The sequence below is a fragment of the Pantoea sp. UBA5035 genome (assembly GCF_002415245.1).
Lineage (GTDB): Bacteria > Pseudomonadota > Gammaproteobacteria > Enterobacterales > Enterobacteriaceae > Pantoea > Pantoea septica.
The window spans coordinates 192,402-215,474 of record NZ_DICD01000008.1; the positions used below are offsets into that span (position 1 = coordinate 192,402).

A 23,073-nucleotide genomic window follows, 5' to 3' on the forward strand; every position below is an offset into this window, starting at 1 on the left:
CGTTAGTGTGAAAGCTGACAACCCTTTTAATCTGTTATTACCGGCCGCAATGGCCAAAGTGGCGGAAGATGCTGGAGTATATAAAGCCACTAAACATCCCTTAACCACTTTTTTCCTTGCCATCACCGCCGGCGTTTTTATTTCCATCGCGTTTGTTTTTTATATCACTGCGACGACCGGCACCGCAGGCATGCCTTATGGCGTGGCGAAGCTTATCGGCGGCATCTGCTTCTCGCTGGGGCTGATTCTGGTGGTGGTATGCGGCGCCGATCTCTTTACCTCCACCGTGCTGATTGTCGTCGCGAAAGCGAGCGGACGCATCACCTGGGGCCAGCTGGCGCGCAACTGGATCAACGTCTATTTCGGCAACCTCGTCGGCGCGCTGTTTTTCGTCGCCCTGATCTGGTTCGCCGGCGAGCATATGACGGCGAACGGCGCGTGGGGTTTGAATGTGCTGCAAACCGCCGATCATAAAATGCACCACAGTTTTATTGAGGCTGTCTGCCTGGGCACGCTGGCGAACCTGATGGTCTGCCTGGCGGTCTGGATGAGCTATTCCGGCCATAGCCTGACGGATAAAACCCTGGCGATGATTCTGCCGGTCGCCATGTTCGTTGCCAGCGGCTTCGAGCACAGCATCGCCAATATGTTCCTTATTCCGTTAGCGATCGTCATTCGCGATTTTTCTGGCCCGGCTTTCTGGCAAGCCGCCGGCGCCAGCGCCGATCAGTTCCAGGCGCTTACGCCCGTCAACTTTATTATCGACAACCTGATTCCGGTCACGCTCGGCAACATCATCGGCGGCGGTCTGCTGGTTGGGTTGACCTACTGGGTGATCTATTTACGCAACGGTTCTACCGCACATTAATGATTCTGACCGACGCCGCGTAGCTGGCGGCGCCAACGTAACGTCTTCTTAGATAAGGCAGGTATATCATGACCGATCTGAATACAAAACAGGCTGCGGCCTGGGAAGGGTTCGCCGAGGGCGAATGGCAGAACAGCGTCAACGTCCGCGATTTTATTCAAAGGAACTACACGCCGTATGAGGGCGATGAGTCCTTCCTCGCAGGCGCGACCGAAGCGACCACTAAACTGTGGAACGACGTGCTGGAAGGGATCAAAATCGAAAACCGCACGCATGCGCCCGTCGATTTCGACACCGATCTCGCCTCGACCATTACCGCGCACGACGCCGGCTATATCAATAAATCGCTGGAAAAAATCGTCGGCTTGCAGACTGAAGCTCCGCTGAAACGCGCCATTATCCCGTTCGGCGGCATCAAAATGGTGGAAGGCTCCTGTAAGGTTTACGGCCGTGAGCTGGACCCTACTCTGAAAAAAATCTTCACCGAATACCGTAAAACCCATAACCAGGGCGTGTTCGACGTCTATACCCAGGACATCCTGCGCTGCCGTAAATCGGGCGTGCTGACCGGTCTGCCGGACGCCTACGGCCGTGGCCGCATTATCGGCGACTATCGCCGCGTCGCGCTGTACGGCATCGACTTCCTGATGCAGGACAAACTGGCCCAGTTCCATTCGCTGCAGAACGACCTGGAAAATGGCGTGAACCTGGAAGCCACCATTCGTCTGCGCGAAGAGATTGCCGAACAGCATCGCGCGCTGGCCCAGATTAAAGAGATGGCTGCCAAATATGGCTGCGATATCTCCGGTCCGGCGACCAACGCGCAGGAAGCGGTACAGTGGACCTACTTCGGCTACCTTGCTGCGGTGAAATCGCAGAACGGCGCCGCGATGTCCTTCGGCCGCGTGTCTACCTTCCTGGATATCTATATCGAACGCGATATGCAGGCGGGCAAACTTACTGAAGAGCAAGCGCAGGAGCTGATTGACCATCTGGTGATGAAGCTGCGTATGGTGCGCTTCCTGCGTACGCCGGAATATGACGAACTCTTCTCCGGCGACCCGATTTGGGCAACAGAATCGCTGGCGGGCATGGGCGTTGACGGCCGTACGCTGGTTACAAAAAGCACCTTCCGTTTCCTGAATACCCTTTACACCATGGGTCCGTCGCCTGAGCCGAATATGACCATTCTGTGGTCAGAAAAACTGCCGGTGAACTTCAAGAAATATGCCGCTAAAGTCTCCATCGATACCTCATCTCTGCAGTATGAGAATGACGACCTGATGCGTCCAGACTTTAACAATGACGATTACGCCATCGCCTGCTGCGTCAGCCCGATGATTGTCGGTAAACAGATGCAGTTCTTCGGCGCGCGCGCCAACCTGGCGAAAACCCTGCTGTACGCAATCAACGGCGGCATGGATGAAAAAATGAAAATGCAGGTAGGCCCGAAAGAGGCGCCTGTAATGGACGACGTGCTCGATTTCGATACCGTTATGGCACGTATGGACCACTTCATGGACTGGCTGGCGAAACAGTATGTGACCGCGCTGAACATCATCCACTACATGCATGATAAGTACAGCTACGAAGCTTCGCTGATGGCGCTGCACGATCGCGATGTCTATCGCACCATGGCCTGCGGTATCGCCGGTTTGTCAGTGGCTGCCGATTCGCTTTCCGCCATCAAATACGCCAAAGTGAAACCGGTCCGCGACGAAGACGGCCTGGCGGTCGACTTTGAAATCGAAGGCGAATATCCGCAGTTTGGTAATAACGATCCGCGCGTCGATGACCTGGCCTGCGACCTGGTTGAACGTTTCATGAAGAAAATTCAGAAACTCACCACCTACCGCAACGCCGTACCGACGCAGTCTGTGCTGACCATTACCTCTAACGTGGTTTACGGTAAGAAAACCGGTAATACACCGGATGGTCGTCGCGCTGGCGCGCCTTTCGGTCCAGGCGCCAACCCGATGCACGGCCGCGATCAGAAAGGCGCCGTCGCCTCGCTGACCTCCGTGGCTAAACTGCCCTTCGCCTACGCGAAAGATGGTATCTCCTATACCTTCTCTATCGTGCCGAACGCGCTGGGTAAAGACGACAACGTGCGTAAAGCTAACCTTGCTGGCCTGATGGATGGTTACTTCCATCATGAAGCGAGCATTGAAGGCGGCCAGCACCTTAACGTGAACGTGATGAACCGCGAGATGCTGCTGGATGCGATGGAACATCCGGAAAACTATCCGCAGCTGACCATTCGCGTTTCCGGCTATGCCGTCCGCTTTAACTCGCTGACGAAAGAGCAGCAGCAGGATGTGATTACCCGTACCTTCACTAACTCGCTGTAAGCCTGATGCTCTAAGCTGTAAAAAGGCTCCTTCGGGAGCCTTTTCTCCAAGGCCCGTTTTGTCTGCGCTCTCACGGCAGAAATCAGTCAAAACCGACTTTATCATCGAGCACAACAGAGATTGTGCGCCTGCTACAGGCTAACCTGGAGAAACATCGCAATGTCTTGCAACGGTCGTATCCACTCATTCGAATCCTGCGGGACGGTTGACGGTCCCGGCATCCGTTTTATCACCTTCTTTCAGGGCTGCCTGATGCGCTGCCTCTACTGCCATAACCGCGATACCTGGGATACGCACGGCGGAAAAGAGGTCACCGTCGAAGAGCTGATGAAAGATGTGCTTTCCTATCGCCACTTTATGAACGCCTCTGGCGGCGGCGTTACCGCCTCCGGCGGCGAGGCGATTTTACAGGCTGAGTTCGTGCGCGACTGGTTCCGCGCCTGTAAGGCGGAAGGCATTCACACCTGTCTGGACACCAACGGCTTTGTGCGTCGCTACGATCCGGTCATCGACGAACTGCTGGAAGTCACCGATCTGGTGATGCTCGATCTCAAGCAGGTGAACGATGACATCCATCAGATTCTGGTCGGCGTCTCTAACCATCGCACGCTCGACTTCGCCCGCTATCTGCAGAAGAAAGGCAAGCGCACCTGGATCCGTTATGTGGTCGTGCCTGGCTATTCCGACGACGACGATTCGGCGCACCGACTCGGTGAATTCACGCAGCATATGGATAACGTCGAGAAGATTGAGCTGCTGCCCTATCACGAACTCGGCAAGCATAAATGGATTGCGATGGGCGAAGAGTACAAGCTAGACGGCGTGAAACCGCCGACGAAAGAGACCATGGAGCGAGTGAAAAACATTCTCGCCAGCTACGGTCATCATGTTATGTATTAACGAAAAGGGAGCCCAGGGCTCCCTTTTCTTTGTCGTGCGTACTTCAGGCGACTGTGCGGTGATATCAGGCGTGCGCCACCGGCGTCGCCTGCTGATCGGCTTTACGCAGCAGCATCATCAGATAGACCAGCGCCACGCCGGCGATCATCACAAACAGAATGCGATCGGAATAGCTCTGCATCAGCACCGCCGTCATGCTGGGACCCGCCAGGCTGCCGATGGTGTAGCTCAACAGCAGCGCCTGATTCATCGCCACCAGCTCATGATGCGCCACGGTCTCGCAGGCCCATGACATCGCTACCGGATAGAGCGTAAAACCTGCCAGGCCCAGCACAAAGAGCGCCGGCGCCATCGCGGCGTTGCTCAGCATGGCAATCGCGCCCAGAATTACGACAAAGACCTGAACGCGCAACACCAGCAGACGGCCGAAACGATCCGCCAGGCGACCCACCGGCCACTGCCCCACAATCCCGGCGCTGACAAGCAGCGCCATCCAGTAGCCGACGTTCGCGTCGCTCATGCCCTGATGCGAGAGATAGAGCGGCATCAGACCATAAAGCGATCCCAGCACGATGCCGGAAATAATACAGCCGTTAATCCCGAGCCGTGAGCTACGACGACGCAGCATCGGCCAGATTTTGCCCGGCGCGGCGTCGGTCGCTTCGCCGGCGGCGGTGACCTTCACGAACACCAGCGGCATAATGGCGCAGATCATCAGCGCGGTGAGCCAGGGAATCACGCTGAACAGCTCGGTCGAGACTTTGCTTACCAGCAGCTGGCCTGCCACGGTGCCCAGATAGTAGACAATCATATAGGCGGCCAGCAGCTGGCCGCGATTGCGTACCGTGCCGCTGCAGAGCAGCGCGCTCTCTACCACCACCCAAATCAACGCGCAGCCGACGCCAGCGCCGAAGCGCAGCAGCGACCAGGCCCAGAAACCGTCCATCATTAATAAACCGGCGGTCGCAGCGGCAAACACCGCAGTGGCCAGATAGTAGCTGCGGTTAAAACCGTAATGCTTGATCAGCCAGCCGGCCACCAGCGTGCCCGCCAGATTGCCGGTATAGAAAGAAGAACTCACCACGCCTACCTGCCAGGTAGCCAGCGCATCGTGAGTCAGCCACAGCGGAACCAGCGTATTGAGCACAGCAATTGCAACCGTCAGCAAAAGCAGGCCGCAAAGCAGCAGCACCACGGGACGTGACCAGGTGGACATAGGAATAAAAACCAAAGAAGAGAGAGGAAGTTGCGCGCAGTTTGCCACTGGCTAATTTAAAGGAAAAGCACAAAAAAAAGGCGCAGCACATTTTGCTGCAAGATAATTTAATTTATTAATCTTCAGTAGGTTATAGAAGTATCAAACGAGACGGGATTTAGCGCTATCTCAATGAAAAACAGGCTTTTTAAGCGCGACGCTGCAGGGCATGTCGATAACATTTATTTCTGATAAATTTTTATCGCGGATGGGCTTTGAAAATAAAAAAACCCGGACAGGTCCGGGTTTTTGTTAAACGCGCGTATTAGCCGATAAACTCGACGCCGTTCATATAGGGGCGTAATACTTCCGGCACCTGAATACGGCCGTCAGCCTGCTGATAGTTCTCCAGCACCGCCACCAGCGTGCGGCCCACCGCCAGGCCAGAGCCGTTCAGGGTGTGCACCAGACGCGGCTTCTTATCGGTTTTGCTGCGGCAGCGTGCCTGCATGCGACGCGCCTGGAAATCCCACATATTGGAGCAGGAGGAGATTTCACGGTAGGTATTCTGCGCCGGCAGCCAGACTTCCAGATCGTACGTCTTGGCAGAGCCAAAGCCCATGTCGCCAGTGCAGAGCAGCACTTTGCGGTACGGCAGGTTCAGCAGCTGCAGCACTTTCTCTGCATGGCCCACCAGCTCTTCCAGCGCATCCATCGAGGTTTCCGGCGCGACGATCTGCACCATCTCGACCTTGTCGAACTGATGCATGCGGATCAGGCCGCGCGTGTCGCGACCGTAAGAGCCAGCCTCAGAGCGGAAGCAAGGCGTATGCGCGGTCAGTTTGATCGGCAGGCTCTCCTCCTCCACGATCTCGTCGCGCACCAGATTGGTCAGCGGCACTTCCGCGGTCGGGATCAGCGCATAGTTGCTGCTCTCTGACTCCTCTTCCAGCGGTCGGGTATGGAACAGATCTTCGCCAAACTTCGGCAGCTGACCGGTACCGTACAGGGTCGCATGGTTGACCAGATAGGGCACGTAAGTTTCCAGATAGCCGTGCTGCTCAGTGTGAAGGTCGATCATAAACTGGCTCAGGGCGCGATGCAGACGGGCAATCTGTCCCTGCATCACCACAAAGCGCGAGCCGGTCAGCTTTACCGCAGAGGCAAAGTCGAGGCCTTTCGCCATCTCGCCCAGCTCAACGTGATCTTTCGCCGGGAAATCAAACTTGCGCGGCTCGCCCCAGCGGCTGACTTCCTGGTTCTCGCTGTCATCTTTGCCCAGCGGCACTTCGTCCGCCGGCAGGTTAGGCAGCGCCATCGTGAAATCACGAATTTCGTTTTGCAGGGCATCCAGTTCCGCTTTGGCCGCGTCCAGGCGTTCGCCCAGCGCGTTCACTTCCTGACGCAGCGGCTCGATATCTTCCCCACGTGCTTTGGCCTGACCGATGGATTTGGATCGGGAGTTACGCTCGGCCTGCAGATTTTCCGTTTCTACCTGCAGGACTTTACGGCGCTCTTCTAAGGAGCGCAGCGTTTCCACATCCAGTTTAAATCCTCGGCGTGCCAGTTTTTCTGCGACTGCGTCTGGCTCATTACGCAGCAGATTGGGATCGAGCATGCTTATCCTGTGTAATAAAAGGTTGAAAAGAGGGATGCATTCCCGCTGGAATGCATTGAAATCCTTGCTCACCTTACCGTAACGCCTGTTTTAGCGGTAGCGTTTTGTCGGGCTATTTTGATCCTGTTCAGCCAGCCAGGCGAGCTTTTCGCCAATTTTGCCTTCGAGGCCGCGCTGAGTCGGTGTGTAGTAGCGCGTCTGCGCCATTTCAGGCGGAAAATAGACCTCGCCTGCCGCATAGGCATGCGCTTCGTCATGGGCGTAACGGTACTCTTTGCCCAGGCCCATCTCTTTCATCAGCCGGGTCGGCGCGTTGCGCAGGTGCTCCGGCACGTCATAGTCGGGATGCTCGCGCGCATCGCGCATCGCCGCCTTAAAGGCGTTGTAGACGGCGTTGCTTTTCGGCGCGCAGGCGAGATAGACGATCGCCTGAGCGATAGCGCGCTCCCCTTCAGCAGGCCCAACGCGGGTAAAGCAGTCCCAGGCGGCGATCGCCACCTGCATACCGCGCGGATCGGCGTTGCCGACATCTTCCGAGGCGATAGCCAGCAGACGTCGCGCGACATAGAGCGGATCGCCGCCGGCGGTGATAATGCGCGCGTACCAGTAAAGCGCCGCATCCGGCGCGGAGCCGCGCACCGATTTGTGCAGCGCCGAAATCAGGTCGTAAAAGCGATCGCCCTTATTATCGAAGCGCGCGGCGCGCTCGCCGGACACTTCGGTCAGCAGCTGCGGCGTCAGCTCGCTTTTGCCCTGCGCGTTGATCTCCGCCATATCCGCCATCATTTCCAGCGTATTAAGCGCGCGGCGCGCATCGCCGCTGACCAGTTCGGCGATCATGCGTCGCGTATTGTCGGGCAGAAGAATATCGCTGTCGCCGTAGCCGCGCGTTTTGTCCTGCATCGCCTGATCGAGCACCTGCTCGATATCTTCCGTGGTCAGCGATTTCAGCAGATAGACGCGCGCGCGGGAGAGCAGCGCGGAGTTGAGTTCAAACGAGGGGTTTTCGGTCGTGGCGCCGATAAAAGTGATGGTGCCGTCTTCGATATGCGGCAAAAACGCATCCTGCTGACTTTTGTTGAAGCGATGCACCTCGTCGACGAACAGAATGGTGCGGCGGCCGACCTGACGGCTATGGCGCGCCCGCTCAATCGCCTCGCGGATCTCTTTGACGCCCGACGTGACGGCGGAGATACGCTCGACGTCGGCATTGCCGTAGCGCGCGATAATCTCCGCCAGCGTGGTTTTACCTGTACCCGGCGGCCCCCAAAGAATCATCGAGTGCAGATGGCCAGCCTCGATGGCGCGCGGCAAGGGCTTGCCTGGCGCCAGCAAATGCTGCTGCCCGATATACTGCTTAAGCGTTTCGGGGCGCATACGCGCCGCCAGCGGCTTAAAATCTTCAGAGGAAAAATCCAGAGACAGATTACCCACGCTCACCTCACTGACGCTGGTCGTCTACCGTCACCCCTTTAGGCGGTGTGAAGGTAAACTTGTCTGGGCTGATAGCGCCGTTTTTCTGGCTTTTGAGCTGATAGCTGCTGCGCTGGCCATCCTGCTCAATGGCGCTGAACTGATTGATGGTGCCGGTCGGGGTCACCGAGAGCGTAAACTGTTTAAGATTGCCGTCGCTGTTTTTCGGCGTCAGCTCAAAAGTATCGCCCTGCTGTTTGATGTTGTACTGCTGCCAGTCGCTCGGCTGATTGCGGGCAATCAGCATAAAAGGCGTGTTGCTGGTGGCGTTTTTCAGCAGGCTAACGCTCGCCTGTTCCACGAACGGATTGTAGAACCACAGGTTTTTACCGTCAGAGATAATCACGCTCTCGTCCGGCGCGGTCATATGCCAGTTAAACAGGCTGGGACGCTTCACCCACAGCTCGCCCTCGCCTTCCTGCACGTTGGCGCCGCTGCTGTCGGTCACTTTCTGGCTGAAGCTGGCGTGGAAGCTGTTAACTTTGTTTAGACGCTGCTGCAGATCGCTGGAGGCGTCCGCCATTACGCTGGCAGAGGCAAAAACGGCCAACAGGCCAGACACGATTACGCTTGATTTCATCCGCTTCAATTCCTTATTTATCTCTATCCAGTGAATACCGTTTTAATTCTGGTCGCCGATTTAGCATTGAGCCAGGAGAAAACCCGAAAGCTTTCTCTGATATGAGGGGTAAATGTCGCCTGAACAATGGGCCAGTAAAAACTGGCCCATGATTGTTTGTTGCAAAGCGTGTCGCGCTACATTTCGTGCGGCGGCGGCGAAAGCACCTCGCGGTTGCCGTTGTGGCCTGGCTCCGAGACGATGCCCTGCGCTTCCATCTGTTCGATAATGCGCGCGGCGCGGTTATAGCCGATACGGAACTGGCGCTGTACGCCGGAGATAGAGGCGCGTCGCTTGTCGACCACAAAGGCCACCGCCTGATCGAACAGCGGATCCAGCTCTTCGTCGCCTTCCAGGCCGCCAGCGCCGCCTTCGCTCTCTTCGCCTGCGGTAATGCTTTCGATGTACTGCGGACGTCCGCGCGCCTTCCAGTCCTGCACCACGGCGTGCACTTCCTGATCGCGCACGAAGGCGCCGTGCACGCGCACCGGCATAGAGGAGTTAGGCGGCATATAGAGCATATCGCCCATGCCCAGCAGCGATTCGGCGCCGCCCTGGTCGAGGATGGTGCGCGAGTCGATTTTGCTTGAGACGGTAAAGGCGATGCGCGTCGGGATATTGGCCTTGATCAGGCCGGTAATCACATCCACTGACGGGCGCTGGGTCGCCAGCACCAGGTGGATGCCCGCGGCACGCGCTTTCTGCGCCAGACGCGCAATCAGCTCTTCCACCTTTTTGCCGACCGCCATCATCAGGTCGGCGAACTCATCCACCAGCACCACGATATAAGGCAGCTTTTCCAGCACCGGCGGCGTCATATCCATACTGTCGCCCGGCTTCCAGAACGGATCGGGAATCGGACGGCCCATCGCTTCCGCCTGCTCGACTTTTTCGTTGTAACCGGCAAGGTTACGCACGCCGAGCGCCGACATCAGCTTATAGCGACGCTCCATCTCGCCGACGCTCCAGCGCAGCGCGTTAGCCGCGTCTTTCATATCGGTAACGACTTCAGTCAGCAGATGCGGAATGCCCTCATAGACCGACAGCTCAAGCATTTTCGGGTCGATCATAATAAAGCGCACCTCTTCCGGCGTCGCCTTATAGAGCATGCTGATGATCATGGTGTTAACGCCGACCGACTTACCGGAACCGGTGGTACCGGCGACCAGCAGGTGAGGCATTTTCGCCAGATCGGCGACCACCGGCTGACCGGCGATATCTTTACCCAGCACGACCGCCAGCGGCGACGGGTTGTCGCGGAATTTGGCGCAGTCGAGCACTTCGCGTAGATAGACCGTCTGGCGATGCTTGTTAGGCAGCTCCAGGCCGACATAAGGCTTGCCAGGGATCACCTCAACCACGCGCACCGCAACCGCGGAGAGCGAACGCGCCAGATCGCGCGACAGGTTGGAGATGCGTGCGGCTTTGACGCCCGGCGCCAGATCCAGTTCGAAGCGAGTAATAACCGGGCCGGGCGAGATGCCGACCACTTCCGCTTTGACGCGATAGTCGCCCAGGCGCGCTTCGACCAGGCGCGCCGTTTGCTCCAGCGCGAACATATCGACCGGCTCCTCTTCCGCAGGCGGCGAGGTGAGCAGATCGAGCGTCGGCAGCGGCGTGGAAGGTTTCTCCAGCGGCTGGTTATGACGCATCAGGAAAGGATGGATCAGGCTGTTATCCAGCGAAGCGGGCTGTGAGGCCGTCGGCTGCGCGGCGGCAGGCGCAGGCGTCTGAAACGCGGGGGTCGGCTCCGGCTCGGCGGCAGGCGCGAAAGCCGCTGCGGGTTCGAACGTGGTAGAGACCGTCGGCGCGGCCACGGAGACCGCTGGCTGGGCAGCCGCCGCTTCAGCAGGCTGCTGCCACGGCGTATGAGTCGCCGCGGGCGCTTCCGGCTCTGGGGCGCTGGCGATGGTAAAGATCGGTTCGTTCGGTCCCTCATCCACCAAATCTTTCATCGGCGAGAAGTCGAACGCGGCGGAGGTATCCAGGCTAAAGGCAGGCGTCTTCTCTTCCTGCTCTTCAGCGCCGTAACGCTGCTGCTGCTGAGCGGCAAACTGCTGCGCCAGCGCGGCCTGTTCGATCGCCTCTTCCGCTTCAGGCTCCTCTTCCTGCTGCCAGCTCTCACCGTAGCGCTGCTGCTGCTGGCTGGCGAACGCGTCGCGCAGCTGCGCCTGTTCTTCAGCCTGCTGCTGCTGTTCCGACCATTCGGCGTGCGCTTCTGCAGGCTGTTCGGCCTCGGCGCGCTGCTGCTCCTGCGCTTTGGCTTTTTCTTCCGCCATACGCTGAGAAGGCAGCTTGATGCCGTAGGAGGCGAGCTCGCGGCGCGTCGGCAGTTTTACCGGGTTAGGACGCGGCAGCGCCGGTCCAATACCCTGCTTCACCTGCGGATTGTGGTTGGTTTCCGGAACAATATCGAACAGCGGCGAGGAGCTTGCCTGCGCGGCAGCGGCGGCAGTCGCGCTCGCCGTTGCGGTCATATCGGCGTCGCGCCAGTTGCCCATCTGCGGACCTTCGTCCTCTTCCCATCCGGTAAAGGCGGGCGCGGCAGGCTCTTGCGGCACGTCGAAACGGTAGCGCGGCGGCTCGGCAGGCGCAGCGGGCTGCACGGTCGCTGGCGCAAAGGCGCCGGCGGGCTGCTGAGACGCGGAGAAGGCGTTAGCCGCCGTAGCCTGTACGGCGGCCGGAGTCTGTACCGCCGCGGCCGCTACAGGCGCGGCGGACGTTGAAGCAGGCGCAGAGGGCGCGGAGAATGTCGGCACCGATGCCGACGTATCAAAAGCTGGCGTAGCCGCCGGAGCAGGCGTAACGGGCGGTGCCGCTGAAACCGCCGCAGTCACCGCCGGCGAGGCGGCAGTCGGCGCTGGCGACGCAACAGCGGAAACGCCTGCGGCCGCTGCGGCAGACGTCAACGCGGCATCCGTCGCCGCAGCGGCTTTCGCCAGCAGCGGATCGGCGGCGTCAGGCGCAGCGTGATCGGCCGACGCGCGCGGCGCGGCAAGCAGCACATCTTCGTCATCCTGCACGGCCGCCTTAAAGCGCGACGCGACGTCAGCGTCAACCTCGTCCTCGTCTTCCTGCCACGGCTCGTCGCGGCGCGAACGGTTGCTGGCGAACGTCAGCACGCCCATCACCACGCCGCCGATGCGCTCGGCGATGGTCAGCCATGACCAGCCGGTATAGAGCGTAATGCCCGCCGCCCAGACGCAGAGCAGCGCCAGCGTGCCGGTAGCCGGCGAAAACCAGGGCGCAATGGCGTTGCTCACCAGGCTGCCGATAACGCCGCCGGAGGCGAAATACCAGATATCGTCGGCGTTGAGCGCGGCCAGACCACAGGTGGTCACCACCAGCGCCAGCACGCCGATCAGGCGCAGGCCGATAGCGAAATAGTCGATGTAGTCCTGCTGATCGCGCTGGCGAAAGGCGATCCAGCACAGTCCGACGATCACCGGCGGAATGGCGTAGGCCATCACGCCGAAGATAAACAGCAGCGTATCCGCCAGCCAGGCCCCCACGCCGCCGCCGAGATTATGAATCGGCTCATGCCAGGCGGTTTGCGACCAGCTCGGATCGGAAGGATTGAAGCTGACGAGCGAGACCATCAGATAGACGGCGAAAAGCGAGACGAGAATAAGCAACGCTTCCAGCAGACGACGTCCACTGCTCAGCGGTTTTAACGAAACTTCTTTGTCTTCTGTGTATTCCTGGCTCAAGAGAACTCTCCAGGTGCCTGTAAATTATGAAGGCAACAGCGTCGGGCAAGCCCGACGCTGGTCCTGTATGAATTCACAGGAGTGTATCGAAATATCGCAGGTTTTGCACCTGCGCTGCGTTATCGGGTTTTGATCACCAGCCGATTACTCTGTTTGACCTCTTCCATCACCACGTAAGTGCGGGTGTCGTTGACCCCCGGCAGGCGCAGCAGGGTTTCGCCAAGCAGCTTACGGTAGGCGGACATATCCGGCACGCGCGTCTTCAGCAGGTAGTCGAAGTCGCCGGAAACCAGGTGACACTCTTGAGTTTCCTCAAGTTTTTGCACAGCGGCGTTAAACTGTTCAAACACATCCGGCGCGCCACGATTCAGAGTAATCTCAACAAAAACCAGCAGCGATGCATCGAGATAGTGCGGGTTAAGTTGCGCGGTATAGCCAAGAATAAAGCCCTGACGTTCCAGACGACGCACACGCTCAAGACATGGCGTAGGCGATAATCCTACGCGTTTGGAAAGCTCTACGTTGGAAATACGACCATCTTTCTGAAGCTCATTCAGAATATTTCTGTCGATTCTGTCGAGATCTTTTCCGGGGCGTTTCTTATTGTCTACCATTATTATTGTCTCTCTTAATTCCTTCCCTTTACCTGCCACGCCCTGGAAACGTTCACTGTTCAAGGCATTAGTGAAGCGAAGAATCAGAGCCTGTGCGCTGTCGCGCATCCATCCGCATGACGCATGTTGTCTGTCCACATCATGCGTCATTACCCATGCCAGGCTGTAATTTATCGGGAAAAAAGGGCAAAACGAGGAACGAAACCCTGTTTTGACTCTCTCCTTCTTCTTCGCTTCTGCCATTGTTTTCGCAAAAGCGCAGGCGATTGTCAAAGTAAAAAGACCAAATTCAGGACAAGATGCCAGACAGACCGCTGGGTAACTGTTTTTAAATGAGAATTTTTGTACTCTTGCACCAGCAAAAACCGATTATTGCCCCCTTTTAGCGCAGCTGACGTGCAGAACCCGCCGTTATCGTCTACGCCGCTTGCAGCTATCGGTAACAAAATTCCCCAGCCCTTTTTTTGCCACGGTAAATTCCCTACAATCCCAGGTCATGTTGTCAGCCGAATGAAACTGAGGATCATATGAGTACGGCCAAACACAGTAAATTGCTCATTCTGGGCTCAGGCCCGGCGGGTTATACCGCAGCGGTCTATGCTGCTCGCGCTAACCTGAATCCGGTGCTGATCACCGGCCTCGAAAAAGGCGGTCAGCTGACCACCACCACCGAGGTAGAGAACTGGCCCGGCGACCCGCACGATCTCACTGGTCCCTCGCTGATGGAGCGCATGCATGAGCATGCCGAGAAATTCAACACGGAAATCATTTTCGACCATATTCACACCGTCGATCTGCAGAATCGTCCGTTCCGTCTTATCGGCGACAGCGCCGAATACACCGCTGACGCGCTGATTATCGCGACCGGCGCTTCGGCGCGCTATCTGGGCCTGCCTTCCGAAGAGGCGTTTAAAGGCAAAGGGGTTTCCGCCTGCGCCACCTGCGACGGTTTCTTTTACCGCAACCAGAAAGTCGCGGTTATCGGCGGCGGCAATACCGCAGTGGAAGAGGCGCTCTATCTGGCGAACATCGCGGCGGAAGTGCACCTGATTCACCGTCGCGACAGCTTCCGCGCGGAGAAGATCCTGATCGATCGCCTGATGGAAAAAGTGCGCAGCGGCAATATCGTGCTGCACACCGATCGTACGCTGGAAGAGGTCGTCGGCGACCAGATGGGCGTGACCGGCCTGACGCTGCGCTCGACGCTGAACGAAGCGGAAACCGAATCGCTGGAAGTGGCCGGTCTGTTCGTCGCCATCGGCCATAGTCCGAATACGGCGATCTTCGAAGGTCAGCTGGCGCTGGAGAACGGCTATATCAAGGTGCAGTCTGGCCTGCATGGCAACGCCACCCAGACAAGCATCCCTGGCGTGTTCGCCGCAGGCGATGTGATGGACCATATTTATCGCCAGGCGATCACCTCTGCCGGCACCGGCTGTATGGCCGCGCTGGACGCCGAGCGTTATCTCGACGGTCTGGTTAAAAACGATCGGTAAGTTGTTAATTAGCTGATCTAACTTATTCGGGGCGACTGTTTTTCAGTCGCCTTTTTTTATGCCGCCGTGCTAGATTCAGGCGCCTGAAGAGCTACCTTCTTATCCTTTCCCGGATATCGACAACGCTACGGTCTCGCATGAACAAAACCCGGCAACAGGAACTGACCCGCTGGCTGCGCCAGCAACGCGCTTACGGCGGCCGCTGGCTGCGATTGACCTCGCTGTTTGGACTGGCGAGCGCGCTGGCGATTATCGCCCAGGCCTGGCTACTCGCCTTTTTGCTGCAGGCGCTGATTGTCGAACAGCGGCCGCGCGCTGATCTGCTTCTCCCCTTCGCCCTTTTGCTGCTCTGCTTTGCGCTGCGCGCGCTGTTTAATTATGCGCGCGAGGCCGCAGGCTTTCGCGCCGGCCAGGCGATTCGCCAGGCGCTGCGTCAGCAGGTGCTGGATCGCCTCTCCGCGCTCGGCCCGGCGTGGATCCGCGGCAAACCGGCGGGCAGTTGGGCGACGCTGCTGCTGGAGCAGATCGAGGAGATGCAGGACTATTACGCGCGCTATCTGCCGCAGATGACGCTGGCGGCGCTGATCCCCTTATGCATTCTGCTGACCGTTTTCCCGCTCAACTGGGCAGCCGGTTTGATTCTGCTGGGCACCGCGCCGCTGATCCCGCTGTTTATGGCGCTGGTCGGCATGGGCGCGGCCGACGCCAACCGCCGCAACTTTATCGCGCTGGCGCGTCTCAGCGGCGATTTCCTCGACCGGCTGCGCGGACGCGAGACCCTGCGCCTGTTTCATCGCGCCGAAGCGGAAACCGCCGCTATCGCCGCCTCCACCGCCGATTTTCGCCAGCGCACCATGGAAGTGCTGCGCCTCGCCTTTCTCTCCTCCGCGGTACTGGAGTTTTTCGCGTCGCTGGCGATTGCGGTGGTCGCGGTTTACTTCGGCTTTTCCTATCTCGGCGAACTCCATTTCGGCGCCTGGGGAAGCGGCGTCACGCTGTTTGCCGGTTTCGTCGCTTTGATCCTCGCGCCGGAGTTCTTCCAGCCGCTGCGCGATCTCGGCGCGTTTTATCATGCCAAAGCGCAGGCGGTCGGCGGCGCGGACGCTCTGGAGCGCTTTATGCGCGAGAGTCCGCAGCCTGCCCCCGTCGAGGGCGCAGCGACGCTGCCCGATGGCGCGCCGCTCGCCATTGTCGCTCAGGATTTGATGGCCCTGAGTCCAGAGGGCAAAACGCTGTGCGGCCCCCTCAGCTTTACGCTTGCGGCCGGCGAGCGCGTGGCGCTGGTGGGCCAGAGCGGCGCAGGAAAAACCGTGCTGATGAACGTGCTGCTCGGCTTCCTGTCCTATCAGGGATCGCTGCGCGTCAACGGCGTTGAGCTGCGCGAGATGAGCCGCGCCTACTGGCAGCGGCAGATCGCCTGGCTTGGGCAAAACCCGCAGCTGCCCGCCGGGACGCTGCAGGAGAATATCGTAATGGGTAACGGGCGGGACGACGTCGATCTGGACGCTCTGCTCGCCGACTGCGGCGTTAGCGAATTTTTACCGCGACTCTCCGCCGGCGTGCTGACGCCAATCGGCGACGACGGCGCGGGGCTTTCCGTCGGCCAGGCGCAGCGCATCGCGCTGGCGCGCGCGCTCTATAAGCCCGCGCGTCTGCTGCTGCTGGATGAGCCCGCCGCCAGCCTCGACAGCCGCAGCGAACAGCACGTGATGCGGGCGCTCGATAAGGCGTCACGCCGCCAGACCACCCTGATGATCACCCACCAGCTCGACGCGCTGCAGCAGTGGGACGCGGTCTGGGTGATGCAGGAGGGGCAGCTAACGCAGCAGGGCCAGTGGCGCGATCTGATCGCCGAACCGGGTCCGTTTCGCCAGATGGCTTCGCATCGTCAGAAGGAGATTTGCTGATGTCCGCCCTGCGTCCTTTCCTGCGCCTGTTTCTACGTCACCCCTGGCGGCTGTCGCTGGGCGTGCTGCTTGCCATCGTTACGCTGCTCGCCAGCATCGGTCTGCTGGCGCTTTCGGGCTGGTTTCTTGCCGCCTCTTCGCTGGCCGGCCTCGCCGGGCTTTACAGTTTTAACTACATGCTGCCCGCCGCAGGGGTGCGCGGCGCGGCAATCTCGCGCACCGCCGCGCGCTATTTCGAGCGGTTGGTCAGCCATGACGCTACGTTCCGCGTGCTGCAACACCTGCGCGTCTTTACCTTCAGCCGTCTTATCGCGCTGGCGCCGGGCCAGCTGGCGACGTTCCGCCAGGGCGATCTGCTTAACCGCTTCGTTGGCGACGTCGATACCCTCGACCATCTCTATCTGCGGGTTATCGCGCCGCTGGCTGGCGCTGTCGTGGTGATTGTGGTGGTGACGCTGGGCATCAGCCTGCTGGACGTAGGGCTGGCGCTGACCCTCGGCGGCGTAATGCTGGCGACGCTGCTGCTGCTGCCGCTGTTTTATCGGCTGGGCGCGCCAGCCGGGCGCGCCATTGCGCAGCAGCGCGCGCAGTGGCGCCTGCGGCTGATGCACTGGCTAAGCGGGCAGGCTGAACTGGCAATCTACGGCCTCTCCGATCGCTGGCGCGCGCAGCTCGACCGCGACGAGGCACGCTGGCAAAAAGCGCAGCAGCAGCAGCAGCGCCTGCAGGCGCTGTCGCAAAGCCTGCTGCTGCTGATAAGCGGCGCGACCGTTACGCTGCTGCTATGGATGAGCGCCGATAGCCTGACGCGCGACGCCTCCTCCGGCGGGCTTATCGCGCTGGTGGTCTTCTGCGCGCTGGCCGCCTTCGAGGCGCTGGGCCCGGTCGCCGGCGCCTTTCTGCCGCTGGCGCAGGTGATCGCCGCCGCACAACGCGTCACCGGCATTATCGGTCAGACGCCTGCCATTCGCTTTCCTGCCAGCGCGACCAGCGCAGCGGGCAGCCTCTCGGTAGCGATCGACCAGGTCACCTTCCGCTATCCGCATCGCCCCGAAGCGGTGCTGGAAGGATTTTCGTTGCAGGTGCGGGCGGGCGAACGCGTGGCGCTGCTCGGCCCTACCGGCTGCGGTAAATCCACCCTGCTGGCGCTGCTGACGCGCGCCTGGGACGTGGAGGCGGGATCGATTACGCTGCAGGAAGTCGCGCTGCGCAGCTGGGATGAAAAATCGCTGCGTCAGCGCATCAGCGTGGTGACGCAGCGCGTGCATCTGTTTAACCAGACGCTGCGCGAGAACCTGCGCGTGGCGCGTCCCGACGCCAGCGACGCGCAGCTCAGCGAGGCGCTGCGGCAGAGCGGGCTGACGCGGCTGCTGGAGAGCGAAGAGGGTCTTAACGCCTGGCTCGGCGAAGGGGGCCGTCCGCTGTCGGGCGGCGAACTGCGTCGTCTGGCGATTGCGCGCGCGCTGCTGCACGACGGCGATCTCTGGCTGCTGGATGAACCCACCGAAGGGCTCGACGCCGCCACCGAACAGCAAATTCTAGCGCTGCTGCAGCAGGTCACCGCCGGCAAGACCCTGATTATGGTGACGCACCGCCTCAGCGGGCTGGAGACGCTGGATCGCATCTGCGTGATAGAAAATGGCCAGATTGTCGAACAGGGCGCGCATCACGAATTAATCTCAAAAGAGGGGCGCTACTGGCATTTCCAGCAGCGCTTTGCGCTATAGTCTTAGCGAAAAAGCGACGAGTAACGATGCGATGAGACTGGTGCAACTGTCACGGGAATCCCTTCATTTTCCTCCGCCTGAGATGGCGCTACGCGAGCCGAATGGCCTGCTGGCGATGGGCGGCGATCTCTCCCCTGCCCGTCTGCTCAGCGCCTATCAGCGCGGCATTTTCCCCTGGTTTTCGCCGGGCGATCCGATTTTGTGGTGGTCGCCCGATCCGCGCGCGGTACTCGTGCCGGAATCTTTTCATCTCAGCCGCAGCATGGCGCGGTTTCATCGCCGCTCGCCATACCGCGTCACCATGAATCACGCCTTTTTCGAGGTGGTGGAAGGCTGCGCCGCCGGTCGTCAGGAAGGCACCTGGATCACCTTCGAAGTAAAGCGCGCCTGGCAGCGTCTCTATGAGCTGGGTCATGCGCACTCCGTCGAAGTCTGGCAGGATCAGCAGCTGGTCGGCGGCATGTACGGCCTCGCGCTCGGGCAGATTTTCTGCGGCGAGTCGATGTTCAGCCGCAGCGAGAACGCCTCGAAAACCGCACTCTGGGTATTTTGCCAGCATTTCATGAAACATCAGGGCAGGCTGGTGGATTGTCAGGTTTTGAATCCGCACACCGCCTCGCTGGGCGCGCGTGAGATCCCGCGCGTCGACTATTTGCAGTATGTTCAGACCCTTGCCTGGCAGCCCGTCAGCGCTGGCTGCTGGCGTACTCAGACCCTTTTTTAAGCCTGCGCAGATGTTTTGCACACAATCAGGCGCAAAAGTGGTATAATAGTCGCGTTTGGTATGTCGTCCGCGCTTCGCAACGGCGAGCCGGAATTGCCAGGCTGGGAATCACAACGCACTCCCGGAACTGTTTCAGATGAGCGCGTGTTACCGCCTACTGACGCAGATTCTTAGCCCGTTAATCCCCCGCAGACGTCACATAAACACCCGAATTTAACCGAGATGCTCGCGCCCTCGCGCGAAGCACGGCGAAGCGTTGGCCTTACCGCCAACGTTTCTTTACATAAATCGTGGAATTCGGCATTATCTTGCCGGTTCACTGAAAGCTAGTCCACCCAGAGGATTCGATGGCCAAAGAAGACAATATTGAAATGCAAGGTACCGTACTTGATACGTTACCTAACACCATGTTCCGTGTAGAACTCGAGAACGGTCACGTGGTTACCGCTCATATCTCCGGTAAAATGCGCAAAAATTATATCCGCATCCTGACGGGCGACAAAGTGACTGTTGAGCTGACCCCGTACGACCTGAGCAAAGGCCGCATTGTCTTCCGTAGTCGCTAAGCGGCTTCATTTCGCTTTCGCCGCCTGAACGGCGGTGAAAAAAAAGGCCAGATTCGCATCTGGCCTTTTCTATTTCTGTCGTACGGCGCTTAGTGAACCGTGCCTTCCGTTTTGCGTTTTTCCGCGCTGAGGAAGTGGTAGGTCAGCTGGTTCTTCTCTTTGTCGAGCGCCACCGAGACCGATCCGCCATCCACCAGCGAGCCAAACAGCAATTCGTTGGCCAGCGGTTTTTTGAGGTTTTCCTGCACCGTACGCGCCATCGGACGCGCGCCCATCGCCTTGTCGTAGCCTTTCTCCGCCAACCAGTCGCGCGCTTCGTCGCTGACCTCCAGCGAGACGCCCTTCGCATCCAGCTGCGCCTGCAGTTCGACAATAAACTTGTCCACGACCTGATGAATCACCTCCGGTGACAGGTGACGGAACCAGATAATATTGTCGAGACGGTTGCGGAACTCCGGCGTAAAGATCTTTTTGATCTCTTCCATCGCGTCGGTGCTGTTGTCCTGATGGATCAGACCAATCGATTTACGCTCGGTTTCACGTACGCCCGCGTTGGTGGTCATTACCAGCACCACGTTGCGGAAGTCCGCTTTACGGCCGTTGTTGTCCGTCAGCATGCCGTTGTCCATTACCTGCAGCAGCAGGTTGAAGACGTCCGGATGCGCTTTCTCGATTTCGTCGAGCAGCACCACCGCATGCGGATGTTTAATCACCGCATCGGTCAGCAGACCGCCCTGATCGAAGCCGACATAGCCCGGAGGCGCGCCAATCAGGCGGCTTACCGTATGACGTTCCATATACTCGGACATATCGAAACGCAGCAGCTCGATGCCGAGCGCCTTCGCCAGCTGAACCGTAACCTCGGTTTTCCCGACCCCGGTCGGACCGGCGAACAGGAAGGAGCCGACAGGTTTGCGATCCTGCCCCAGTCCGGCGCGGCTCATTTTGATCGCTTCGGTCAGGGCTTCAATGGCGTTATCCTGGCCGAACACCAGCATTTTCAGGCGATCGCCGAGATTTTTCAGCGTGTCGCGGTCGGTTGCCGAAACGCTCTTCTCAGGGATACGCGCGATACGCGCCACCACGGTCTCGATATCGGAGACGTTAATAGTCTTCTTGCGCTTGCTGGCCGGCATCAGACGCGCCCGCGCGCCCGCTTCGTCGATCACGTCGATCGCTTTGTCCGGCAGATGACGGTCGTTGATATATTTCACCGCCAGCTCAACCGCGGCGCGCACCGCTTTCGCGGTATAACGCACGTCGTGGTGCGCTTCATATTTCGGCTTGAGCCCGTTCAGGATCTGCACGGTTTCGTCCAGCGTCGGCTCGGTGATATCGATCTTCTGGAAGCGACGCGCCAGCGCGCGATCTTTTTCGAAGATATTGCTGAACTCCTGATAGGTGGTTGAGCCCATCACGCGGATTTTCCCGCTGGAGAGCAGCGGCTTAATCAGATTAGCCGCATCCACCTGGCCGCCGGAAGCCGCGCCTGCGCCGATGATGGTATGGATCTCATCGATAAACAGAATGCTGCTGTTGTCCTGCTCCAGCTGTTTCAACAAAGCCTTAAAGCGCTTCTCGAAGTCGCCGCGATACTTTGTGCCCGCCAGCAGCGAACCGATATCGAGCGAGTAGATAGTGCAGTCCTTCATCACTTCCGGCACGTCGCCCTGCACGATGCGCCAGGCCAGGCCTTCCGCGATGGCGGTTTTACCGACGCCCGACTCGCCCACCAGCAGCGGGTTGTTTTTACGACGGCGGCACAGCACCTGAACGGTACGCTCCAGCTCTTTGTCGCGACCAATCAGCGGATCGATTCCGCCGACGCGAGCAAGCTGATTGAGATTGGTGGTGAAGTTTTCCATACGATCCTCCCCGCCTGCTTGCTCTTCGTTGACCGGATTCTCACTGTGCGGCGCCTGACCGGGTTCGTCTTTACGCGTACCGTGAGAAATGAAGTTCACCACGTCGAGGCGGCTGACTTCATGTTTGCGCAGCAGATAGGCCGCCTGCGACTCCTGCTCGCTGAAGATGGCGACCAGCACATTAGCGCCAGCGACTTCGCTGCGGCCCGATGACTGGACATGGAATACCGCGCGCTGCAGGACGCGCTGGAAGCTGAGCGTGGGTTGGGTATCGCGCTCCGCTTCACTGGCGGGCAGCACCGGTGTGGTTTGTTCAATGAAAGCTTCGAGTTCTTGCCGCAGCGCGACAATATCGACGGTACAGGCTTCCAGTGCCTCTCTGGCCGACGGGTTGCTGAGCAGAGCCAGCAACAAATGCTCGACGGTCATAAACTCATGACGGTGCTCACGCGCTCTGGCGAAAGCCATGTTTAAACTGAGTTCCAGTTCTTGATTGAGCATAGGCACCTCCCCCAATTATCGCTCTGACAACCTCACCTTCACTATATGAGGGCGAGTTCAGGCTTTTTCTAGCGTACACAGCAATGGATGCTGATTCTCCCGCGCGTACTTGTTCACCATAGCGACTTTGGTCTCCGCCACTTCGGCGGTAAAGACACCGCAGATCGCCTTTCCGTGGTAGTGAACTTTCAGCATCAGTTGCGTTGCACGTTCAACATCATAAGAAAAGAACTTTTGCAGAACGTCAATAACAAATTCCATAGGCGTATAATCGTCATTATTCAGGATGACTTTATACATAGAGGGCGGCTGCAGTCCCTCTTTCGCTTTGTCTTCGGCCAGGTGTTCAAAGTTAAGCCAGTCGTTAGTATTTGCCATAATGTTCCGTTGAAATTCTGCACATCGATACGGACGATTATCTGTCCATACGTAGAGTTTAACACGCCTGTCAAGCACACCTCCGCGGCAGCGATTTTTTGCGAAAAAACCCGCGCGCGACCTGTATCACAAAATTCGCAATAGCGTTAACTGTCTCAAATTTTGATGATTTTATCCCTGCGCTCTCCGGTGGTTTGCTTGACGCCAGGGGCCCTTTCTCTACATTCTACAGACACAAGCTGATTGAGTTTTAAACAAACTCGACCCCAGCTTTAATTTACTCACCTGATTATCAAAATGTCTTGCGAGGGAAGTAAAAGCATGGAGACGGGTACTGTTAAATGGTTCAATAACGCCAAGGGCTTCGGCTTTATCTGTCCGATCGGTGGCGGAGAAGATATCTTCGCGCACTACTCTACGATTCAGATGGATGGCTACAGAACATTAAAAGCCGGGCAACAAGTTCAGTTTGATGTTCATCAGGGCCCGAAAGGCAATCATGCCAGTCTGATCGTGCCGGTGGACGTTGTACAGCACGCCTGAACTGCTATCACCCCATTC

The 23,073-nt window shown here is 58.7% G+C and carries 17 protein-coding genes; 9 read left to right on the forward strand and 8 right to left on the reverse strand.

Annotated features, from left to right (window positions below):
- Window positions 1-7 precede the first annotated feature (7 nt).
- The 3 genes from focA (at window position 8) to pflA (ending at window position 4,119) form a co-directional block, all read left to right on the forward strand.
- Window positions 8-868, forward strand: a complete 861-nt coding sequence (gene focA, locus B3229_RS05760; protein ID WP_033751296.1) for a formate transporter FocA — start codon at window positions 8-10, stop codon at window positions 866-868.
- 68 nt (window positions 869-936) lie between these two features.
- Window positions 937-3,219 (forward strand): formate C-acetyltransferase, encoded by a 2,283-nt coding sequence (gene pflB / locus B3229_RS05765; RefSeq protein WP_033751297.1) that lies wholly within the window; start codon window positions 937-939, stop codon window positions 3,217-3,219.
- 159 nt (window positions 3,220-3,378) lie between these two features.
- The gene (gene pflA / locus B3229_RS05770) at window positions 3,379-4,119 is read left to right on the forward strand and encodes a pyruvate formate lyase 1-activating protein (protein ID WP_048784668.1); all 741 of its coding nucleotides are present in this window, start codon (window positions 3,379-3,381) and stop codon (window positions 4,117-4,119) included.
- A 64-nt stretch (window positions 4,120-4,183) separates the two neighbouring features.
- Here the strand turns inward: pflA and B3229_RS05775 are convergent, their stop codons facing one another.
- The 6 genes from B3229_RS05775 to lrp form a co-directional block, all read right to left on the reverse strand.
- A complete protein-coding gene (locus B3229_RS05775) occupies window positions 4,184-5,335 on the reverse strand; it encodes an MFS transporter (RefSeq protein WP_048784671.1) in 1,152 nt (383 codons plus the stop codon).
- A 304-nt stretch (window positions 5,336-5,639) separates the two neighbouring features.
- Window positions 5,640-6,932, reverse strand: a complete 1,293-nt coding sequence (gene serS, locus B3229_RS05780; RefSeq protein WP_286870057.1) for a serine--tRNA ligase — start codon at window positions 6,930-6,932, stop codon at window positions 5,640-5,642.
- Window positions 6,933-7,022: 90 nt separating this feature from the next.
- Entirely contained in the window at window positions 7,023-8,366 is a 1,344-nt protein-coding gene (locus B3229_RS05785; protein ID WP_286870058.1) for a replication-associated recombination protein A, read from the reverse strand.
- Between the two features lie 7 nt (window positions 8,367-8,373).
- Window positions 8,374-8,985 (reverse strand): outer membrane lipoprotein chaperone LolA, encoded by a 612-nt coding sequence (lolA, locus tag B3229_RS05790; protein WP_033751302.1) that lies wholly within the window; start codon window positions 8,983-8,985, stop codon window positions 8,374-8,376.
- Between the two features lie 176 nt (window positions 8,986-9,161).
- Entirely contained in the window at window positions 9,162-12,734 is a 3,573-nt protein-coding gene (locus tag B3229_RS05795) for a DNA translocase FtsK 4TM domain-containing protein (RefSeq protein WP_286870059.1), read from the reverse strand.
- A 119-nt stretch (window positions 12,735-12,853) separates the two neighbouring features.
- Window positions 12,854-13,348 carry a leucine-responsive transcriptional regulator Lrp gene (gene lrp, locus B3229_RS05800; protein WP_006118610.1) on the reverse strand — a complete coding sequence of 165 codons (495 nt, stop codon included), beginning with the start codon at window positions 13,346-13,348 and terminating at the stop codon, window positions 12,854-12,856.
- Window positions 13,349-13,875: 527 nt separating this feature from the next.
- On the opposite strand from lrp, the gene trxB reads away from it, so the two are divergent.
- The 5 genes from trxB (at window position 13,876) to infA (ending at window position 19,768) form a co-directional block, all read left to right on the forward strand.
- Window positions 13,876-14,844, forward strand: coding sequence for a thioredoxin-disulfide reductase (gene trxB / locus B3229_RS05805; RefSeq protein ID WP_048785808.1), 969 nt, complete (start codon window positions 13,876-13,878; stop codon window positions 14,842-14,844).
- Window positions 14,845-14,981: 137 nt separating this feature from the next.
- Entirely contained in the window at window positions 14,982-16,751 is a 1,770-nt protein-coding gene (gene cydD, locus B3229_RS05810) for a heme ABC transporter permease/ATP-binding protein CydD (RefSeq protein WP_286870060.1), read from the forward strand.
- A complete protein-coding gene (cydC, locus tag B3229_RS05815) occupies window positions 16,751-18,478 on the forward strand; it encodes a heme ABC transporter ATP-binding protein/permease CydC (protein ID WP_286870062.1) in 1,728 nt (575 codons plus the stop codon). Before cydD ends, cydC begins: the two co-directional genes overlap by 1 nt.
- A 31-nt stretch (window positions 18,479-18,509) precedes the next feature.
- Window positions 18,510-19,202, forward strand: coding sequence for a leucyl/phenylalanyl-tRNA--protein transferase (aat, locus tag B3229_RS05820; protein WP_033751930.1), 693 nt, complete (start codon window positions 18,510-18,512; stop codon window positions 19,200-19,202).
- Between the two features lie 347 nt (window positions 19,203-19,549).
- Complete coding sequence (gene infA / locus B3229_RS05825; protein ID WP_002211347.1) at window positions 19,550-19,768, forward strand: translation initiation factor IF-1; 219 nt, start codon at window positions 19,550-19,552, stop codon at window positions 19,766-19,768.
- A gap of 89 nt (window positions 19,769-19,857) precedes the next feature.
- Here infA and clpA read toward each other — a convergent pair whose 3' ends face one another.
- Window positions 19,858-22,134: an ATP-dependent Clp protease ATP-binding subunit ClpA gene (clpA, locus tag B3229_RS05830; RefSeq protein WP_048785815.1), complete on the reverse strand. Its 2,277-nt coding sequence runs from the start codon at window positions 22,132-22,134 to the stop codon at window positions 19,858-19,860.
- A gap of 57 nt (window positions 22,135-22,191) precedes the next feature.
- Complete coding sequence (gene clpS / locus B3229_RS05835) at window positions 22,192-22,512, reverse strand: ATP-dependent Clp protease adapter ClpS (protein ID WP_033751321.1); 321 nt, start codon at window positions 22,510-22,512, stop codon at window positions 22,192-22,194.
- A gap of 321 nt (window positions 22,513-22,833) precedes the next feature.
- Between clpS and cspD the strand changes: the two genes are divergently transcribed.
- Window positions 22,834-23,055 (forward strand): cold shock-like protein CspD, encoded by a 222-nt coding sequence (gene cspD, locus B3229_RS05840; RefSeq protein ID WP_033751327.1) that lies wholly within the window; start codon window positions 22,834-22,836, stop codon window positions 23,053-23,055.
- Window positions 23,056-23,073 lie beyond the last annotated feature (18 nt).

Excerpts from the sequence above, each read along its gene's own strand:
- pflB (WP_033751297.1), top strand. The coding sequence starts at position 937 with ATGACCGATCTGAATACAAAACAGGCTGCGGCCTGGGAAGGGTTCGCC.
- pflA (WP_048784668.1), top strand. The coding sequence starts at position 3,379 with ATGTCTTGCAACGGTCGTATCCACTCATTCGAATCCTGCGGGACGGTT.
- B3229_RS05775 (WP_048784671.1), bottom strand. The coding sequence starts at position 5,335 with ATGTCCACCTGGTCACGTCCCGTGGTGCTGCTGCTTTGCGGCCTGCTT.
- serS (WP_286870057.1), bottom strand. The coding sequence starts at position 6,932 with ATGCTCGATCCCAATCTGCTGCGTAATGAGCCAGACGCAGTCGCAGAA.
- lolA (WP_033751302.1), bottom strand. The coding sequence starts at position 8,985 with ATGAAATCAAGCGTAATCGTGTCTGGCCTGTTGGCCGTTTTTGCCTCT.
- lrp (WP_006118610.1), bottom strand. The coding sequence starts at position 13,348 with ATGGTAGACAATAAGAAACGCCCCGGAAAAGATCTCGACAGAATCGAC.
- trxB (WP_048785808.1), top strand. The coding sequence starts at position 13,876 with ATGAGTACGGCCAAACACAGTAAATTGCTCATTCTGGGCTCAGGCCCG.
- cydD (WP_286870060.1), top strand. The coding sequence starts at position 14,982 with ATGAACAAAACCCGGCAACAGGAACTGACCCGCTGGCTGCGCCAGCAA.
- cydC (WP_286870062.1), top strand. The coding sequence starts at position 16,751 with ATGTCCGCCCTGCGTCCTTTCCTGCGCCTGTTTCTACGTCACCCCTGG.
- aat (WP_033751930.1), top strand. The coding sequence starts at position 18,510 with ATGAGACTGGTGCAACTGTCACGGGAATCCCTTCATTTTCCTCCGCCT.
- infA (WP_002211347.1), top strand. The coding sequence starts at position 19,550 with ATGGCCAAAGAAGACAATATTGAAATGCAAGGTACCGTACTTGATACG.
- clpA (WP_048785815.1), bottom strand. The coding sequence starts at position 22,134 with ATGCTCAATCAAGAACTGGAACTCAGTTTAAACATGGCTTTCGCCAGA.
- clpS (WP_033751321.1), bottom strand. The coding sequence starts at position 22,512 with ATGGCAAATACTAACGACTGGCTTAACTTTGAACACCTGGCCGAAGAC.
- cspD (WP_033751327.1), top strand. The coding sequence starts at position 22,834 with ATGGAGACGGGTACTGTTAAATGGTTCAATAACGCCAAGGGCTTCGGC.